At 57.4% G+C, this 16,015-nt stretch carries 15 protein-coding genes; 4 read left to right on the top strand and 11 right to left on the bottom strand.

The features are described 5' to 3' along the window. Positions 1-175 precede the first annotated feature (175 nt). The 4 genes from PK28_RS19595 to PK28_RS16225 are packed head-to-tail and all read right to left on the bottom strand — an operon-like array spanning position 176 to position 4,237. Positions 176-2,203, bottom strand: a complete 2,028-nt coding sequence (locus tag PK28_RS19595; protein WP_052430581.1) for a LysM peptidoglycan-binding domain-containing protein — start codon at positions 2,201-2,203, stop codon at positions 176-178. Then, entirely contained in the window at positions 2,203-3,642 is a 1,440-nt protein-coding gene (gene gatA, locus PK28_RS16235) for an Asp-tRNA(Asn)/Glu-tRNA(Gln) amidotransferase subunit GatA (RefSeq protein WP_044515719.1), read from the bottom strand. Before gatA ends, PK28_RS19595 begins: the two co-directional genes overlap by 1 nt. A 10-nt stretch (positions 3,643-3,652) precedes the next feature. Next, positions 3,653-4,003, bottom strand: a complete 351-nt coding sequence (gene tatA / locus PK28_RS21240; RefSeq protein WP_082017169.1) for a twin-arginine translocase TatA/TatE family subunit — start codon at positions 4,001-4,003, stop codon at positions 3,653-3,655. A gap of 9 nt (positions 4,004-4,012) precedes the next feature. Further along, positions 4,013-4,237 (bottom strand): Sec-independent protein translocase subunit TatA/TatB, encoded by a 225-nt coding sequence (locus PK28_RS16225; protein ID WP_121235933.1) that lies wholly within the window; start codon positions 4,235-4,237, stop codon positions 4,013-4,015. Positions 4,238-4,513: 276 nt separating this feature from the next. On the opposite strand from PK28_RS16225, the gene PK28_RS19590 reads away from it, so the two are divergent. Then, entirely contained in the window at positions 4,514-5,461 is a 948-nt protein-coding gene (locus tag PK28_RS19590; RefSeq protein WP_052430580.1) for a GAF domain-containing DNA-binding protein, read from the top strand. Between the two features lie 259 nt (positions 5,462-5,720). On the opposite strand, the gene PK28_RS16215 is transcribed toward PK28_RS19590, so the two are convergent. From PK28_RS16215 to PK28_RS16185, 7 genes are all read right to left on the bottom strand, one after another. Next, positions 5,721-7,019, bottom strand: coding sequence for a murein hydrolase activator EnvC family protein (locus PK28_RS16215; protein WP_044515717.1), 1,299 nt, complete (start codon positions 7,017-7,019; stop codon positions 5,721-5,723). Positions 7,020-7,041: 22 nt separating this feature from the next. Then, a complete protein-coding gene (gene lolB1, locus PK28_RS16210) occupies positions 7,042-7,821 on the bottom strand; it encodes a lipoprotein insertase outer membrane protein LolB1 (protein ID WP_156126438.1) in 780 nt (259 codons plus the stop codon). Further along, positions 7,814-9,625: a tetratricopeptide repeat protein gene (locus tag PK28_RS16205; protein WP_082017168.1), complete on the bottom strand. Its 1,812-nt coding sequence runs from the start codon at positions 9,623-9,625 to the stop codon at positions 7,814-7,816. The genes lolB1 and PK28_RS16205 overlap by 8 nt, the downstream gene beginning before the upstream one ends. A gap of 89 nt (positions 9,626-9,714) precedes the next feature. Continuing rightward, on the bottom strand, positions 9,715-10,725 hold the full coding sequence (locus tag PK28_RS16200) for a sugar nucleotidyltransferase (protein WP_044515711.1): 1,011 nt from the start codon (positions 10,723-10,725) through the stop codon (positions 9,715-9,717). Between the two features lie 60 nt (positions 10,726-10,785). Beyond that, on the bottom strand, positions 10,786-11,220 hold the full coding sequence (dut, locus tag PK28_RS16195) for a dUTP diphosphatase (protein WP_044515709.1): 435 nt from the start codon (positions 11,218-11,220) through the stop codon (positions 10,786-10,788). A 48-nt stretch (positions 11,221-11,268) separates the two neighbouring features. After that, positions 11,269-12,777 (bottom strand): lipopolysaccharide biosynthesis protein, encoded by a 1,509-nt coding sequence (locus tag PK28_RS16190; RefSeq protein ID WP_044515706.1) that lies wholly within the window; start codon positions 12,775-12,777, stop codon positions 11,269-11,271. A gap of 75 nt (positions 12,778-12,852) precedes the next feature. Beyond that, entirely contained in the window at positions 12,853-13,641 is a 789-nt protein-coding gene (locus PK28_RS16185; RefSeq protein WP_044515704.1) for an enoyl-CoA hydratase/isomerase family protein, read from the bottom strand. Between the two features lie 222 nt (positions 13,642-13,863). On the opposite strand from PK28_RS16185, the gene mscL reads away from it, so the two are divergent. From mscL to PK28_RS16170, 3 genes are all read left to right on the top strand, one after another. Next, positions 13,864-14,286, top strand: coding sequence for a large conductance mechanosensitive channel protein MscL (mscL, locus tag PK28_RS16180; RefSeq protein ID WP_044515701.1), 423 nt, complete (start codon positions 13,864-13,866; stop codon positions 14,284-14,286). Positions 14,287-14,374: 88 nt separating this feature from the next. Next, positions 14,375-15,367, top strand: a complete 993-nt coding sequence (locus tag PK28_RS16175; protein WP_156126437.1) for a DUF3078 domain-containing protein — start codon at positions 14,375-14,377, stop codon at positions 15,365-15,367. Positions 15,368-15,472: 105 nt separating this feature from the next. Next, the gene (locus tag PK28_RS16170; protein WP_156126436.1) at positions 15,473-15,907 is read left to right on the top strand and encodes a hypothetical protein; all 435 of its coding nucleotides are present in this window, start codon (positions 15,473-15,475) and stop codon (positions 15,905-15,907) included. Positions 15,908-16,015: the final 108 nt, after the last annotated feature.

The following is a 16,015-nucleotide window of genomic DNA, read 5'->3' as shown; positions in this document are numbered from 1 at the left end:
GGAGAATGTGTCAGGCAAAAACTGACTGCTGTACCCTTTGTTGGAGTGGTTTAAACGCTTCGGAAATATGCCTTATTTGTCCGGGCGGGTTGTTAATTGAATCTGTGTAAACTGTAAAATAAAAAGGGAGCACCACAGTAGCGGTGCTCCCTTTTCATGCAGTACTAACTGAAAGTTAGCTCTGTACTATCAGCTTCTGGCCGGGCTTCACTTCATCGGAAGTAAGATGGTTGAGCTTGCGCAGCTGCTCCACCGTTACTCCCTGATAGCGCCGGGAGATATTATAGAGCGTGTCGCCGGGCTGTACTAAATGTACGCGGGCTGGCATGGGGGTAGGGCGGCCGGCCGTTTTAGTGCCTGCTGTAGCACGAGGCTCCTGGATTTTGGGACGAGCTTCGGCTACGACTTCTTCCGGGGCCGGCGCGTGCAGTACCAGCTTCTGCCCTGGCACCACCTGGCTTGATTCCAGGCGGTTCCAGGCGGTTAGCTGGGCAACAGTTACGCCTTGCTCGCGGGCTACTTTAGTCAGATAGTCGCCGGGGCGGACTACATATTCCGCGGGCAGGCTGTCATCGTCGGAGCTGGTAGCCGGGCGGGCTACGGGAGGCTCCGAAGTATTTTTCTCCGTGGCAACGGCAGCCACTGTGCGCGCCGGTGCCGGGCGTGGCGAAGGCTTCTCCGTAACCTTGCGGGTTAGAACGGCTACTTCCGGAGTCTTGGCTTGCATAAGCTCCTCCGCCGCTACCGGGGCCGGGACAGCAATTTGAGCTACTACCGTGGCCGTATCGGCGTCGTTTTTCGCCACTACCACCGGCAGCTTAGCTGGTGCGGTCCGTTTGGGCTTTACCGCTACCACCGCTTCGGGTTTCTCAACGGCTACCGGCACATATACATACAGTTGCTGCCTGGCCACCAATTTTTGTCCTTTCCGCAGCTTGTTCCACCGCCGAATCTGGCTGGGGTCTACGTCGTAGCGGTTGGCTACGCTGGCTACGGTTTCTCCCCGGCGCACCGTGTGGCGGGCCCGGCGGTAGCGGGGCTTCTCTGCCGGAATGGCTGGCTCGCTGGCGGCCACCATTGTATCGGTGGAATCAGCCCCGTTCAGCAAGGGATTAAGCGGGACGATGGGCGCCGGTGGGAGCAGCGTTACTTTGCAGTAGTCCAGCAGCGTGTTGCGGTCCTGGGCTACCAGCTCGGTACGCACGCAGCTGGGTACCTGCAGCGGGTAGTTGCGAAATGTCTCGGGGATGTAATGCTTGCGCAGCTCCGGGTTATAGCTGAGAATCGTGGTGGAGTCCAGCCCCATCGACTTCGCCAGCTTGTACAAATCCAGCGAGCGGCCGGAAATCAGCAGCGTATCCGTTGGCTCCGGGTAGCGGTAGTTCAGCGTTTCGGAATGCAGGCCGTGCTCTTTGGCGTAGTTGAGGGTGTAGAGCGTGGCCGTGAAAGTGGGTACGTAGTTGCGCGTTTCCTTGGGCAGGTAGTTGTAAATAGCCCAGAAGCTACGCTGCCCACCGGCCCGCCGGATAGCCTTGTTGATGTTGCCGCTGCCGTAATTATAGGCGGCCAGCACCAATTCCCAGTCGCCGAAGTAGCGGTACAAATCCCGCAGGTACTTGCAGGCTGCCTCCGTCGATTTCTCCGGGTTCATGCGCTCATCCACAAACTCATCGCGGCGCAGGCGCAGGTCGCCAGCGGTGGGGCCCATAAACTGCCACAGGCCCACCGCCCCGGCATGGGAGCGGGCCTGGGGCAAGAGTGCCGATTCCACTACCGCCAGATATTTCAAATCCTGCGGCAGATGGTACTTGGCCAGATACTTCTCAAACAGCGGGAAGTATAAGTTCTGGCGCTCCAGCACCCGCTGGGTATACGTGCGGTTGCGCACCGTGAAGTAATTCACGAAAGCCATCACCGTGTTATTGAACACCAGCGGCATGTCGGACTCGTAGCACGCAATCCGGTCGGCCACCAGGTCGCGCACAGCCGGTGGAGTTTGCCGCCACACCAGCAGGGCAGAGTCCGGCGAAAACACCGGCTCAGCTACCAGCGAGTCAGCGCGCAGCAGCTGTTGCTGGGCGCGCAGGGTATCGTCCGCACGGAGGGCGTCCGGTTTCAGTTCGGGCAGGGTTTGCCCCAAAGTAGGGCGCGCCACGGTGGCCAGGAAGAGAAGCAGGGCGGAGGTGCGGAACGATGGACTCATCAAGTAGCGGCCGGGGTTAAGGTTTCCGTGACGGACTTGGAAAAGGCAAACAGGTGCTCTTCGCGGAAGGCGCCGCTCAGAATCTGCAAGCCAATAGGCAGCCCGGCCGCGTCCTGACCAAAAGGAACAGAAACAGCTGGTACGCCTGCCAAAGAAGCCTGAACAGTAAAGATATCAGCAAGATACATTGCTAAAGTATCTTTTTTATTCTCCCCGATGCGGAAAGCAGTAGTGGGGGTAGTAGGCAGCACCAGGAAATCGTACTGGCGCAGCAGCTCATCGGTAGTTTCCTTGATGAGGCGGCGTACGCGCTGCGCTTTGGTATAGTAAGCGTCGTAGTAGCTGGCCGAAAGCACGAAGGTGCCCAGCAGAATGCGCCGCTGTACCTCGGGGCCGAAGCCCTGGGAGCGGGTTTTCTTGTAGAGCGACTCCAGATCAGTAGCGTCGGGGGCGCGGTAGCCAAATTTCACCCCGTCGTAGCGGCTCAGGTTGGAGCTGGCTTCGGCGGTGGTCAGGATGTAGTAAGTGGGCACGATGTAGTCGAGGTAGGGGAATTCTACCGCTTCCACCACGTGGCCCTGGCTGCGCAGCTGCTCCAGGGCATCTTCCGTGGCCGCTTTAATTTCCGGGTTCAGGCCCGGGCGCTCCATACAATCCCGAATGTAGGCAATGCGGTAGTGTGGGGCAGGCTCCAGCAACTGGCTGTAAGCCGGCACCTCGCGCTGGCTACCGGTGCTGTCGAAATTATCGGGGCCAGCCATCAGCTCCAGCAGCAGCGCCGCATCTTCCACGGAGCGGGTGAGGGTACCTACCTGGTCAAAAGAAGAAGCATAAGCAGAAAGTCCGTAGCGTGAGATGCGCGAATACGTAGGCTTGAAGCCAATAATACCGCAGAAAGCAGCCGGCTGCCGCACGGAACCGCCCGTATCCGTACCCAGCGAAGCCAGGCACATATCGGCCTGTACGGCCACGGCCGAGCCGCCCGAGGAGCCCCCGGACACCCGCTCCGGGTCGGCCTCGTTGCGCACGGGGCCAAAATAGGACGTCTCATTGGAGGCACCCATGGCAAATTCGTCACAGTTCTGGCGGCCGATGATGATAACATCTTCATCAAGGAGGCGCTGCACGGCCGTGGCCGTGTACAGCGACTTGAAGCCGTCCAGGATATGGCTGCTGCTTTGCAGGGCGTGGTCCTTGTAAGCCAGCACGTCCTTAATGCCTAGTACCATACCCGCCAGGCGGCCGGCAGTACCGGCCGCCAGCTTGGCGTCCACGGCATCGGCCTGGGCCAGGGCTTCATCAGTAAATACTTCCAGAAAAGCATTCAGGTCACTTTTCTGCCGGATATTATCCAGATAATACTCCACGAGCTGACGACAGGTCATGGTGCCTGCCGTCAGCTCGTGGCGAACTTCCGTGAGGGAGTTAAAGCGTCTCAAAGTCAGAGAATCAGTTGGTCGGTTGATCGAGGCGGGTTTGTTCTTCCGGCGTAGGCGGGGTAATGCCCCCATCCATGGGCGGTGCTACGTGCGTGGGTGCCACCGGAGGGGCCACCGGCTGCTGCGGCGCGGCATACTGCTGGTTGAATTGCTGCTGGTACGGCTGCTGCGGCTGCCCGGAGTTCTCAATCTCACTGCGGATTTCCCGCGAAGCATCCTTGAACTCCCGAATGCCTTTGCCCAGGCCCCGCGCCAGCTCCGGAATCTTGTTGGCGCCAAAGAAGATCAGGATAACCACCATGATCAGCATCAGCTCACCACCGCCTAGGTCACCCAGAAAAAGAAGAAATGGAGTATTCATGACAGAAAATTACTGACGTGGTTGCGTAGGATTGTTGGGGTTGGAAGGACCGTCCCGGTACTCGGGCTTTTCCTCCTTGGAGGCATCCTTAAACTCGCGGATACCCTGGCCCATGCCCCGGAATAGCTCCGGAATACGCTTAGCCCCAAAAAGCAGAATAATGGCCAGGCCGATAAGCAGAAGCTCAGTGCCTCCGAAGTTACCGATACCCAGTAGAAGTGTGGCGAATGTCATGGCACAAGGCCCTTGAGGGCCGGTTTTGAAGTTGAAATCTTGTATACGCACTTCGTGCAGCTACAGGATTGGCAAAGGTACCCTATAATTTCCAAATGCAGATTGAATGGCCAGGCTTGCTGTGCACATTTTGACAATCTGAATGGTGCGGTAACTACGTAGGTATTCGCCAATTAAACCAAGTCCTATGGGTTTACAACGGTTGAAATCCCACCTTCACCCAGTACTTTTGTTAAGAGCTTACTCTAAAGTAGTGGGCCAGTTGAACTTCCTGTTATGATTCCTTACAAAGCTTCCGCCTCCGAAACTGGTCTGCCAGCGGCTCCTACCATGAAAGTAGTGAGTGAAGAAGAGCGGTTAGAGGCTCTGCATAGCTATCAGGTGCTGGATACGCCACCCGAGCCTTCACTGGATGCCTTAACCCGGCTGGCTGCTATCATCTGCGGAACGCCAATTTCACTGGTTTCGCTAGTAGATGCCGAGCGGCAGTGGTTTAAATCTAACCTGGGCCTGGAAGCCACGCCGGAAACGCCGCGTAATATGGCGTTCTGCCAACACGCCATGTTCACTGAAAAGGGCGTTTACGAAGTGAATAATGCCACCGAAGACCCCCTGTTTCAGAACAACCCCCTGGTAACCGACGAGCCCAGCATCCGGTTTTATGCTGGGGCGCCGCTGCTCACGCCGGAAGGCATACCACTAGGTACGCTGTGTACACTGCATACTGAACCACACGCCCTTTCTGTTCAACAACGGGAGGCCCTCACTATTCTGGCCCGGGAAGTATCCATGCATTTGGAACTGCGGCGCACTCAGCTGTTGCTGGAGCAGGAGAAGCAGAAGCTGGAAGGGCTGTTGAAAATGGCCAACGACTCGGCGCAGGCTCTGTACATGAGCAGCCGCAATGAGATTTTCGTAAAGCACGAGCAGAAGCTGCAGCGCGTAAAAATCACCGATATCAATTTCATCGAAGCGCTGGGCGACTACGTGAACATTCACACCATCACTGAGCGCCTGACGATTTATACCACCATGAAGGATATTGAGTCCAAGCTACCGACGCGCACCTTTCTGCGGGTACACCGCAAGTACATTGTGCAGCTGGATAAAATTAACTCTATCGAAGCTGATGCGGTGATAATAGATGGTCCGAAAGGAGGCCTGGAGATACCCATTGGCCAGTCTTACCGGGCAGGTCTTATGGGACGCCTAAATCTTATTTGATAAATCCCAAAACTATGAAATGTCCTTTATCGTAAAATAAGGGAATACACCGAGAAAAAATACAGATTCGACGAAAAACCGCTGTTATAAACGACGGAATTTTCCTATCTTTCGCCTGTTATCGGGGGCATTCTCTGCCACTCGCTGCCGCCAGCGGTAGAGAATAGACTGATAGCTAAGTTTGTTTTCATAGCTCAGAAAGGCACCGTGCGCTGTACGGTGTTTTTTTTGTGCTATTTCCGGCCGGTTTCAGGGTACCTTATTTGCGGCCCAGCCAGTTTTCCGGATTCAGATTCGCGCTGTTGCGCCATACTTGGAATTGTACCTCACTGGTGCCCTCCGAGTCCGTGTACACGGTGCCAATGGCCTGCCGGGCCTCTACATGCTGGCCCTCGCTCACGCTCACGCTGCGCAGCTTAGCATACACCGTGAAGTATTCCCCATGCTGAATCATGACAATGTTGTTCATGCCCGCAATGCTGGCCACCGTCAGCACTTTGCCCTCAAACACGGAGCGCACCGTCTCGCCGGAGTTAGTTTGAATATCTACGCCCCGGTTTTCTACTACCACGTGCTTTAACACGGGGTGCGGGTGCTTCCCAAAGCGCTGGGCAATAAAGCCCCGGCCCACGGGCCAGAGCAAACGGCCCCGGTTATCCGCAAAGGAAGAAGAGAGCACCGCTGTTTCGGGGGTCAGCGTTACGCGGTCCGTGCGTTCCACCTCGGCCTCGGCCGGCGCGTTACGGGCCGTGCTGCCGGGGCTGCGCACCGGCGCATTGCCCCGGCTGGCCGCTGCTGCCCGCGCGGCTGCTTTGGCGGCCGCGGCGCGGGCAGCCCGGGCAATTTCCTCCCGCACGCGCTGCGCAATCAGGTTATCCAAGCGGCTCACGGCTTTCTGGCGGGTGGCCAGCTTCTGACGCAGGGTTTGCTCCTGGCGGCTGAGCTGCGTGACAACCTGGTCCTGCTGGGTTTTAATGGTCAGCAGGTTGCGGTTTTCAGTTAGCTGGGAAGAGAGCAGGCTCGATTTCTCCTGCCGTTTGGCGTGCAGCCCGGTTAGCTGCCGGTTCAGCTTTTCCTGGGTGTCGGTAATCTGGGCGGCCTGGGCCTTGCGTACCTCCGAGTACTGGCGCACGTACTGCAGGCGCCGCAGCATCTGGTTGAACGACTCCGAGGCGAACAGGAACATGATGCGGTTGTAGCTGTTAGCTGTTTTGGCCGAGGCATAAATCAGCCGGGAATATTCCTCCTTTAGCTGCTGCAGGGTATGCTGGGTCTGCTGCACCTGGGTTTCCGTCTGGCGCACGTCGGAGTCCAGGTATTTCAGCTCGCTGGAAATATTATTGATGACGTTCTGCTGGCCCGCAATTTTCTCTTTCAGCGCGTTCAGTTGGCCAATGGTGGCTTCCTTGCGCTGCTGGGTTTGCTGCAGAATACGGCTGGTCTCGCGAATATCGCGCAGGGCGTTGCGCTTCTCGCGCTCCAGCTGGGCCTTGGTGCGCCCCGTACGGCTGGTGCGCCGCGTCTGAGACATGCCGGAGAAGGCCAGCAGCACCAGCATCAGTAAAATGGCAAAACGTGCCCTACTTTTTCCGCACATAATCTGAGGGCACCGAGAACGGGAACGATAGACGCTCCTTATCCACGTCGATGTTACGGAAATTAATGGAAGCAGTGGAGGCCGGGCCGTTGGGTGGCTGAATCATGACCAGCAGCGCATTGGCGAACTGCTGCGGCTGGGGCAGCAGGGGCTTAAAATCGGAATAGTCTACCGTGAAGTTGGTTTTGCTGTTCTGGTCTTTTACGGCCAGCTTCTGCACCCGCTGCCGGGTTTGCTCAATCAGCTGCTCCACAAACAGCGAGGACTGCTGGTACTGCACTTTCTGCAGCGGCCCCTCAGTGCTTACCGTAGGCGGGGTATTCACATCAGAGGAAGGCACGTAGTTGCCCACCACCAGGGCCTGAATCTGCTGGAAAGTGACGGGCAGGTTGAAGCGCTGCCGCAGATACTCGAAGTTACCGGCGTAGTACTCCCGGTGCAGCTTATCCAGAATCTGCACGGAATCGGGGGTGAGGTGAGCACGCAGCACTTCCACACCTACCACCGAGACGGATACCCAAATAATGCTGTCTTTCCGCATGCGCAAGGACAGGTTAGCATTGGGCATTTTCTCGCCGTTGGTTTCAATCTGAGCTTTTCCCTTGGCCGAGAGAAACTTGAAATCCAGGTTATCGGCGTGTACCAGATCCACCACTTTGGGCACTTCCGTGGCGGCCGGGCGGGTAGGTACGGCTTTGCGGGTGCAGGCACCCAACAGCATCAGAATCAGCCCAAGCACCAAGGGTGCGAAGCGTCTATTCATACAATTTACGGTCTTTGAGCTTCCGGTCGAGGAGTTTGGAGGCCCCGCCCAGGCGCTTGGCTTGCTGCCATTGCGTATATGCGCCGGCAATATCGCCAAGCTGGAACAGAACGTCGCCGTAATGTTCGGTTACGGTGCCGTCTTTGGAGGACTTCAGCGCCTTCTCCAGGTACTGCCGGGCACCGGTATAGTCTTTCATTTTGTACAGCACCCAGGCATACGTGTCCAGGTAGGTGCCATTGTCGGGAAACTGCTTCACCAGTTTGCCCGACATTTCCTTGGCCTTGTCCAGCTTCTCACCGCGCAACGACAGGAAGTAGCTGTAGTTATTCAGCGCCTGAGCATTGTTGGCGTCAAACACCAAGGCCGCATCATAAGCCGCGTCTGACTTGGGGTAGTCCTTCAGCTCGTGGTAAGCATCGCCCAGCTGAATATCAAACTGTGCCTGCAGCTCGGGGTTGTCGGCGGCCAGCTTTTTGCCGTATTCCAGGGCCTTCACGCCCTTGGAGGCGCTTTTGTTCAGCAGATGCGCCGTGCCGTTATAAAACCAGAAAACGGCCTGGTTGGGGAACAGCTCCAGGGCGCGGTTGGAATGCACCAACAGAGAATCCGTCTGGTTCAGCTCGGCGTCAATTAAAACCACCTGCTGCCAGATCTGAAATTTGGAGTTATCCAGCTTCAGGGCTTTCAGGTAAGAAGTGCGGGCCTCTTTCTTGTGCTCCGTGATGGACTGAATATCGCCGGCCACGGCAAACGCCTTGGCTTCTTTGGGGTGAGCCCGCATAGTAAGGTCGGCCAGCTCCAGGGCGGGCTTTTCCAGCGCGGGGTTGGGCAGCTGCTTGATGTAGTCTACCAGAATCCGGACTTTCTGATCAATATCCAGGCCGGGGCTGCTGAAGGCCTGCTTTAAATGTACCTGCGACTCCGCGGGGTTGTTCTGCTGGCGGTATACGTCGGCCAGAATCATGTGCGCCTGGGGGTTGTCGGGGTCCTGCGCCAGCGCCTGGTTGGCCACCCGAATGGCATCGGGCAGGCGGTTGTTGGCGGCGTACATTTCGGCCTGGGCCAGCACGTAGCGCACTTCGTTAGGGTTAGCCGTAATCAGGGCCTCGCCTTCCTGCAGGGCTTTGTCGAGGTTGTTCTGGCGCAGGTAGATCTGCTGCTTCTTGAAGGATACCTCATCCAGCGGGCCAAACTGCTTTTCGGCCTGCTCCAGGGTAGCCAGGGCTTCCGGCAGCTTGTTTTGCGCCAGGTACAGGTCGGCCAGGTTAAAGAGGTAGTAGCCCGAGTCGGGCACGTCCTTAATGAGGGAGGTATACACCTGCGCTGCCTCATCAAACTGCTTTTGGGAGGCGTAAATCTGGGCCAGCAACAGGTAGTAGTAGGGGTTCTTGCCGTCCAGCTTCAGGGCTGCCGTAGCAAAGTTGGTGGCATCCTTCAGGTTGCCGGTCAGCAGGTTGGTTTCCGCAATCTTGTAGTTGATGGCGGCATTATTGGGGTTGATGCGGTAGGCGGCCAGCAGCCGTTCCAGAGACTTGGTGTAGTCCTCCAGCAGGGCATACTTCACGCCCTCCACAAAGTAAGACTCGCTGAGCTCCCGCTCTTTTTCCGTCAGCTCGTGCACCTGCTGGCGGGCCTGCTCTACGGCCGCGCGGTGCTTCAGCTCGCGCTTTTCTTTGCGCGTGAGCTTTTGGCGCTTGGCCGGTTTCTCCGTTTTGGCCGCGGGCTGCTGTGCCATAACCGGCCCAGCCCCCAGCCCTAATGCCAGAAGTAGCAGAACAACAAAAGCGGAAGAACGAGGCATAAACGGAAAACGGGGAGCAAACAAGATAATCGGCCGCGGCGTGCCACTGGTAATGCCAGAACAACGCCGCGGCCGAAAAGTGCCTTTTATCAAACGCGCACCACGTTGTAGTCGCCCAGGCTCAGGTCGTCGGGCTTGCCCGTTACCGTGGCGTGGTTGCCAATCATGGAGTTGGTCACGTTGGCGTGCAGTACCGTAGCCGACTGCTGCACGATGGTGTTGGAAAGCACGGAGTCGCGCACGGCGGTATTGTTGCCGATGGAAACGTGCGGACCCACCACGGAATTGTTGATGATGGCATTTTCGCCGATATACACCGGCGGAATTACCACACTGTTGGTGAGCTGGGCCGAGGAGGCAACCAGGTTTTCGCCGCGCTCCTGCAGGTATTCCAGGTAGCGCTGGTTAGTGTATACGGTGGCATCCTTGTTGCCGCAGTCCAGCCACTCGGTTACGCGGCCGGGCACGAACACGGTGCCTTTGTTTTTCATGTTCTCCAGGGCATTAGTGAGCTGGTACTCGCCTTTGTCCTTGATGTCGTTATCCAGCAGGTACTGCAGCTCGTCGCGCAGGTAGTCACCGTCCTGGAAGTAGTAAATGCCGATGATGGCCAGATCGGAAACAAACTCCTGAGGCTTCTCCACGAAATCCGTGATGTGGCCCTGCTCGTCCAGCTTCACCACGCCAAACGGCTTGGGGTCGTCCACGCGCTGCACCCAGATGGTGCCGGGCACGGAGGAATCCAGGGTAAAATCTGCTTTAAACAGCGTATCGGCGAAAGCCACTACTACCGGGCCGGTCAGAGATTCTTTGGCGCAGAGAATAGCGTGGGCCGTGCCCAGCGGCTCGTCCTGATAGTAGATGGAGCCTTTGGCGCCCACTGACTCGGCAATCTGCACGAGGCTTTTCTCTACTTCCGCCCCGAAACGACCCACAATAAAGGCTACTTCCTCTACCTGCTCGCCGCATACTTTAGCAATATCCTCTACCAGGCGTTGCACAATCGGCTTGCCGGCAATCGGAATCAGGGGTTTGGGAACAGTAAGCGTGTGGGGGCGCATGCGTTTGCCCATGCCGGCCATCGGGACAATGATTCTCATATCAGAAGGTCAGTTTTGGTATGGATGTGTAAGTAGTTAAATCAGCTATAAAAACCAGGGCTAGTGGACGCCGGTACTGCCGTAGCCACCCGCACCCCGACCCGTTTCGCTTAGCTCTGCTACCGGCTCCCACACAATAGTTTCGTGCCGGGCTACGATGAGCTGCGCAATTCGTTCCCCATCTTCCACCACAAACTCCTGGTCAGAAAGGTTAACCAGCAGCACCTTCAGCTCGCCCCGGTAATCGGCATCAATGGTGCCGGGGCTGTTTACGATGCCGATGCCATGCTTGTAGGCCAGCCCGCTGCGGGGCCGGATCTGGGCCTCATAGCCCACCGGAATTTCCAGGAAAAGACCCGTGGAAATCAGGGCGCGTTGCAAAGGTTTCAGCGTAACGCTTTCCGTCAGGTTGGCGCGCAGGTCGAGGCCGGCGGCGTGGGCCGTCTGGTAAGCAGGCAAAGGATGATGAGAACGGTTGATGATGGGAATCTGCATCGGAAACGGGAAGAACGCGGAGAAGTTGTGCGCAGGCACCAAACAAAGCTACGAAACCAGGGCGGCCCGCCGCCCCCGGATTTCCACCAGGTACACCAGCCCGGCAAAAGCCGCGCACAAAACCAGGTGGAACAAGTGGCGCAGCCAGTACCCTGCTACCGGCGTGTACCAGGAAACGGCTACCAGCCCAATGGCCAGCGCCAGCCAAAGCCCCAGGCGGAAAATAGGGTAAGGCACCGGGAAATGCCGGTTGCCCAGCCACCAGCAAATGGCTGCCATGGAGAAATAACAGGCCAGCGTGGTGAGGGCGCTACCCATATAGCCCAGCAGCGGAATCAGCAGGAAGTTAAGGGCAATGGTAAGCAAAGCACCGCCAAAACCAATGTACGTCCCGAAATACGTTTTATCGGTGAGCTTAAACCATACCGAAAGGTTGTAGTACATGCCCAGAAAGAGGTTGGCCAGCAGCAATACCGGCACCACCACAATACCCTCGCGGTACTCCGGCCGGCGCAGGAACAGCAGAGAGAAGTCCTCAATATTCACGCTGATGAGCACGAAAATCAGCGCGCAGCAGATGGTAAACCACTTCAGAATAAGGGCAAAAGTGGCCGGAGAGTTCTTGTTGGTGCTTTGCGAAAAGAAGAAAGGCTCGGCCGCGTAGCGGAAGGCCTGAATAACCAGGGACATGAAGATGCTGAGCTTGTAGCAGGCCCCGTAAATACCCACTGCCGCCAGGTTGGTCTTGCCCGGGTAAAAGCCTTGGGGTAGCCAGGAGCCCAGCAGAATCCGGTCCAGGGTTTCGTTTACCATGCCCGCCAGGCCCATGAGCATGAGAGGGTAGGCATAGCGCAGCATGGGTTTGAGTGCAGGCAAATCCAGGCGGAAGCGGAAGTCCGTCAGCTCACGCCACAGCAGGAGCAGCGTGAGGGCGCTGGCCGCCAGGTTAGAAAGGAACACGTAGCCCACGCCAATGCTGGGGTCATACAGCGGCGCGAGGATGGACTGTAGGCCAGGGAGGTATTTGCCGGCCAGCACATCGGGGCACAGCACCAGGAAAAACAGGTTCAGGCCTACTGTGAGCAGGATATTGACCAGCCGGATGGTGGCAAACTTACGGGCCTTGTTTTCCAGGCGCAGGCGCGCAAACGGAATGGCAGCCATGGCATCCAGGCCCAGAATCAGCGCAATCCAGACGGCGTAACGCTCATGGCCGGGCGGCAGGTGCATCAGGTTCATGAGCGGCGTGGCCAGCAGGGCCAGCAGACCGCTCAGCACCACGCTGCTAATCAGCAGCAGACTGAGTACCTGGCTGTACAGCGCTTTCCGGTCGGTATCGGGGCGGTTGGCGAAGCGGAAGTAGGCCGTTTCCATCCCGTAGGTGAACACCACGTTCAGAAACGAAACGTAGGCATACAGCGCCGTTACTATACCGTACTCGGCGGCCGCAAACCGGCTGGTATAAATGGGCACCAGCAGGTAGGACAGCACCCGCCCTACAATGCTACTAATGCCATACACGGCCGTTTGCCCAGCCAGTTTTTTCGCTACACTCAAAAGGTGAAGTGGTGAAATGGTGAAGTGATGAGTTAAATAGGCTAAGAACCAGTATTCAACTCAAGGTCAGGTTGCTTAGCGGCCCGTGAAAACGGCCGGGCGCTTCTCCAGGAAAGCCTGCGTGCCTTCATGGAAATCCTCGGAAGCGCAGCAGCGGCTGAAGGCATTGGCCTCCGTCTGGTAGCCGTGGCGCTCGGAGTCGTAGCCCGCGTTTACGCAGTCGATGATGAGGCCCACGGCCAGCGGCGCTTTCGTTAAGATGCGGCTCAGCAGCTGTCGGCAAAAGTCCAGCAGCTCGGTGCGGGTTACTACGTGGTTGACTAGGCCCAGCTGCAGGGCTTCCTCAGCATTCACCAGGTCAGCCGTCATGAGGAGCTCCAGGGCTTTGCCTTTGCCAATGAGCTGGGCCAGGCGCTGGGTGCCACCGTAGCCGGGCACCAGGCCCAGGTTTACCTCGGGCTGGCCAAAGCGGGCGTTTTCCGAAGCTACCCGCAGGTGGCAGGCCATGGCCAGCTCGCAGCCGCCGCCCAGCGCAAAGCCATTCACGGCCGCAATAACGGGCTTGGTGCTTTCCTCAATAGAGCAGAAAGCCTCCTGGCCGTACTCGGCCACGCGGCGGCCGGTTATTTCGGTCATCTGAGCCAGCTCGGCAATATCGGCGCCGGCCACAAAGGCCTTCTCGCCGCTGCCTGTCAGAATAATGCCGCGCACCTGGGCATCGTCCTGGGCCTGCTGCATGGCCGCTTTAATGTCGGTAATGGTAGCGGCATTCAGCGCATTCAGCTTGGTAGGCCGGTTGATGGTAATTGTCAGAATGCCGGAGGCGGGGTCCAGCTCATACAGCAGGTTGTCGAAAGAAGGCATAGGGCGTGGGTAGGTTGGGAACGGCGGCAAAGATAACGCAAAAGCCCTGCGCGGCGGGTGGTATTCCAGGCGGCCATTTTGCTGAATACAAGCCGGGGAAGTTGCCCACCACGCTGGTTAACGCCACAGGTATGAAAATACTGCTGTGATAGGATATAATAACGGTAATTGTATATTTACCCAGCTATACTTTCACTCTCCACCAACTTACCAGCACCGCTTATGGGTTTTGTATCCGAATTCAAGGAGTTCATCTCCAAAGGGAATGTGCTTGACCTGGCCGTCGGCGTTATCATTGGGGCCTCCTTTGGCAAAATTGTAGGTTCCCTGACCGATGATATCCTGATGCCTATTCTGGGCCTTATAACCGGCGGAGTCGATTTTAAGAACTGGTTTGTTTCGCTGGATGGCAAATCGTACCCCACCATAGAAGCCGCCAAAACGGCCGGGGCCGCTACCCTCAACTATGGCAACCTCATCAATGCCATTTTCTACTTCATCATCATTGCCTTCGCCATTTTCTGGCTGGTAAAGCTGGCTAACCGCTTTAAGAAGCCGGCTGAGGTAGTGGTTACGGACCCGCTGCCCACCAAAGACCAGGTATTGCTGATGGAAATTCGGGACTCGCTGCGTAGCCGCGTGTAACCAAACTTTCGTTTCAGGCTTCCAGGCCAGCTTTTTCTCCGGTAGTGAGCAAGAGCTGGCCTTTCTGCTTCTTCACCACTTCACTCTTATGAAACAGCTTTTACTTTCCGCTCTTACTTCCTGCGCACTAGTTCTGCTGCTCATGCTGCGGCCAGTCACTACTTTGGCACAAGTGCCCAACCGGGCCCCGGTACCGGCCGAGGCCTATAAAGTATCGGCGGAGGTAGATACCATGCAGGGCTGGCACCGTGGTGGGGCCGGCACGCTCAATTTTAGCCAGGTGAGCTTAAGCAACTGGGCCGCGGGCGGACAAAGCTCCCTCTCGCTGCTGGCCATCGGGAATGCCTATACGCACTATAAAGAGGGAGTGCACAGCTTCGATGCCGCCGCCGACCTGGTATATGGCCTGCTGAAGCCCGGCAAGTCGCGCCTGCGCAAAAACGACGACCGGCTGGAGCTGAACAGCCGCTACGGCCGGCAGTTTACTAACGTGCTTTCCTACGCCGCCCAGCTTAACCTGAAAACCCAGCTCACGCCCACCACTGATATAGAAAAGCCGGATTCGCTGCTGTCCCGCTTTTTCGCGCCGGCTTTTATACTGGCTTCGGTGGGTATTGAGTATAAGCCCACGGAACGGTTTTCCCTGTTCCTTTCGCCCGCCACGGGCAAGTTCACCATTGTAGGCGACCAGACGCTGGCCGATGCCGGCGCCTTTGGTGTGCGCGCCGCGCGCCGCGGCCCCGATGGCCTGCCCATTGCCGGCACCGGTGAGCGGCTGCGCGAGGAGATGGGCGCCTACCTGAATGCGCGCCTGCGGCAGCCCATCATGGAAAACGTAACGTATCAGTCCCGCCTGGAGCTGTTCAGTAACTACTTCCACAACCCCCAGAATGTCGATGTCAACTGGGAGAACCTGCTCGATTTCAAGATCAACAAGTTTTTTAGTGCCAACGTAGCCGCCACCCTGGTGTATGATGACGACATTCTGGTGCCCATTCGCCACACCGACCAGCCCGACACGCGCGGCAAGCGCATTCAATTCAAGGAAACCCTGGGTTTAGGGCTTACCTACAAATTTTAGAAAATGAACTACCTTAGCTAACCAGCCGTTTCGGCACCATAACCCCAGGAGTGTGGCACGGCATGTGCTTCAGAGGTGGCTACAGGTATTTTGCTTTTGATGGATATGAAGAAGTATATAATAGCCGCTGTATTGCTGGCGGTTACACTGGTTTCCACGGCCGCCGTAGCGCAAACGGCCCCGGCTGGTCCGGCCGGCCCCGTATTTGAAGCTCCTAAAAAGCAGGCAACGCCACGTAAGAAGAAAGCTTCTGCTGCGGACATTGCGCGCATGCAGCGCCGCATGAGCATGAACCCCAACGAAGTAAAGCGCGACCAGCAGATTGAAGTGCTGGAAGCCCGCGGCGGCGGAAACTCCAGCTACGGCAGCGGCTCGCGGGCGTTTGAGCGCGGCTCCGGCGGGTTTGTGGTAAAGCGCTTCCGCGATAAGCGCGGCAGTGCCATGCAGAAACGCGGCATGGCGCGCGCCGCCCGCGGCATCGACCCTGAAGGCAAGCCGCTGGTGCGCAAAACCAAGCGAGGATTTATCTACTCCAAGTAAACAGCCATAAAAAAGCCCCGGAACAGTGTTCCGGGGCTTTTTGCTTCTTCAGTAAAACCAGAGCCACCGTTCGCCTCCGGTTCGGCCAAAGAAGAAGCCTAGATATCA

Source organism: Hymenobacter sp. DG25B (assembly GCF_000801315.1).
Taxonomy (GTDB): Bacteria; Bacteroidota; Bacteroidia; order Cytophagales; family Hymenobacteraceae; genus Hymenobacter.
The sequence above is the reverse complement of the archived record's forward strand: the minus strand, read 5'-3'. Positions and strand labels throughout refer to the sequence as shown.

What these genes read in the sequence shown, in the direction of transcription:
- PK28_RS19595 (WP_052430581.1), bottom strand. Translation starts at nt 2,203, where the DNA reads ATGAGTCCATCGTTCCGCACCTCCGCCCTGCTTCTCTTCCTGGCCACC.
- tatA (WP_082017169.1), bottom strand. Translation starts at nt 4,003, where the DNA reads ATGAATACTCCATTTCTTCTTTTTCTGGGTGACCTAGGCGGTGGTGAG.
- PK28_RS16225 (WP_121235933.1), bottom strand. Translation starts at nt 4,237, where the DNA reads ATGACATTCGCCACACTTCTACTGGGTATCGGTAACTTCGGAGGCACT.
- PK28_RS19590 (WP_052430580.1), top strand. Translation starts at nt 4,514, where the DNA reads ATGATTCCTTACAAAGCTTCCGCCTCCGAAACTGGTCTGCCAGCGGCT.
- PK28_RS16215 (WP_044515717.1), bottom strand. Translation starts at nt 7,019, where the DNA reads ATGCTGGTGCTGCTGGCCTTCTCCGGCATGTCTCAGACGCGGCGCACC.
- lolB1 (WP_156126438.1), bottom strand. Translation starts at nt 7,821, where the DNA reads ATGAATAGACGCTTCGCACCCTTGGTGCTTGGGCTGATTCTGATGCTG.
- PK28_RS16205 (WP_082017168.1), bottom strand. Translation starts at nt 9,625, where the DNA reads ATGCCTCGTTCTTCCGCTTTTGTTGTTCTGCTACTTCTGGCATTAGGG.
- PK28_RS16200 (WP_044515711.1), bottom strand. Translation starts at nt 10,725, where the DNA reads ATGAGAATCATTGTCCCGATGGCCGGCATGGGCAAACGCATGCGCCCC.
- dut (WP_044515709.1), bottom strand. Translation starts at nt 11,220, where the DNA reads ATGCAGATTCCCATCATCAACCGTTCTCATCATCCTTTGCCTGCTTAC.
- PK28_RS16185 (WP_044515704.1), bottom strand. Translation starts at nt 13,641, where the DNA reads ATGCCTTCTTTCGACAACCTGCTGTATGAGCTGGACCCCGCCTCCGGC.
- mscL (WP_044515701.1), top strand. Translation starts at nt 13,864, where the DNA reads ATGGGTTTTGTATCCGAATTCAAGGAGTTCATCTCCAAAGGGAATGTG.
- PK28_RS16175 (WP_156126437.1), top strand. Translation starts at nt 14,375, where the DNA reads ATGAAACAGCTTTTACTTTCCGCTCTTACTTCCTGCGCACTAGTTCTG.
- PK28_RS16170 (WP_156126436.1), top strand. Translation starts at nt 15,473, where the DNA reads ATGAAGAAGTATATAATAGCCGCTGTATTGCTGGCGGTTACACTGGTT.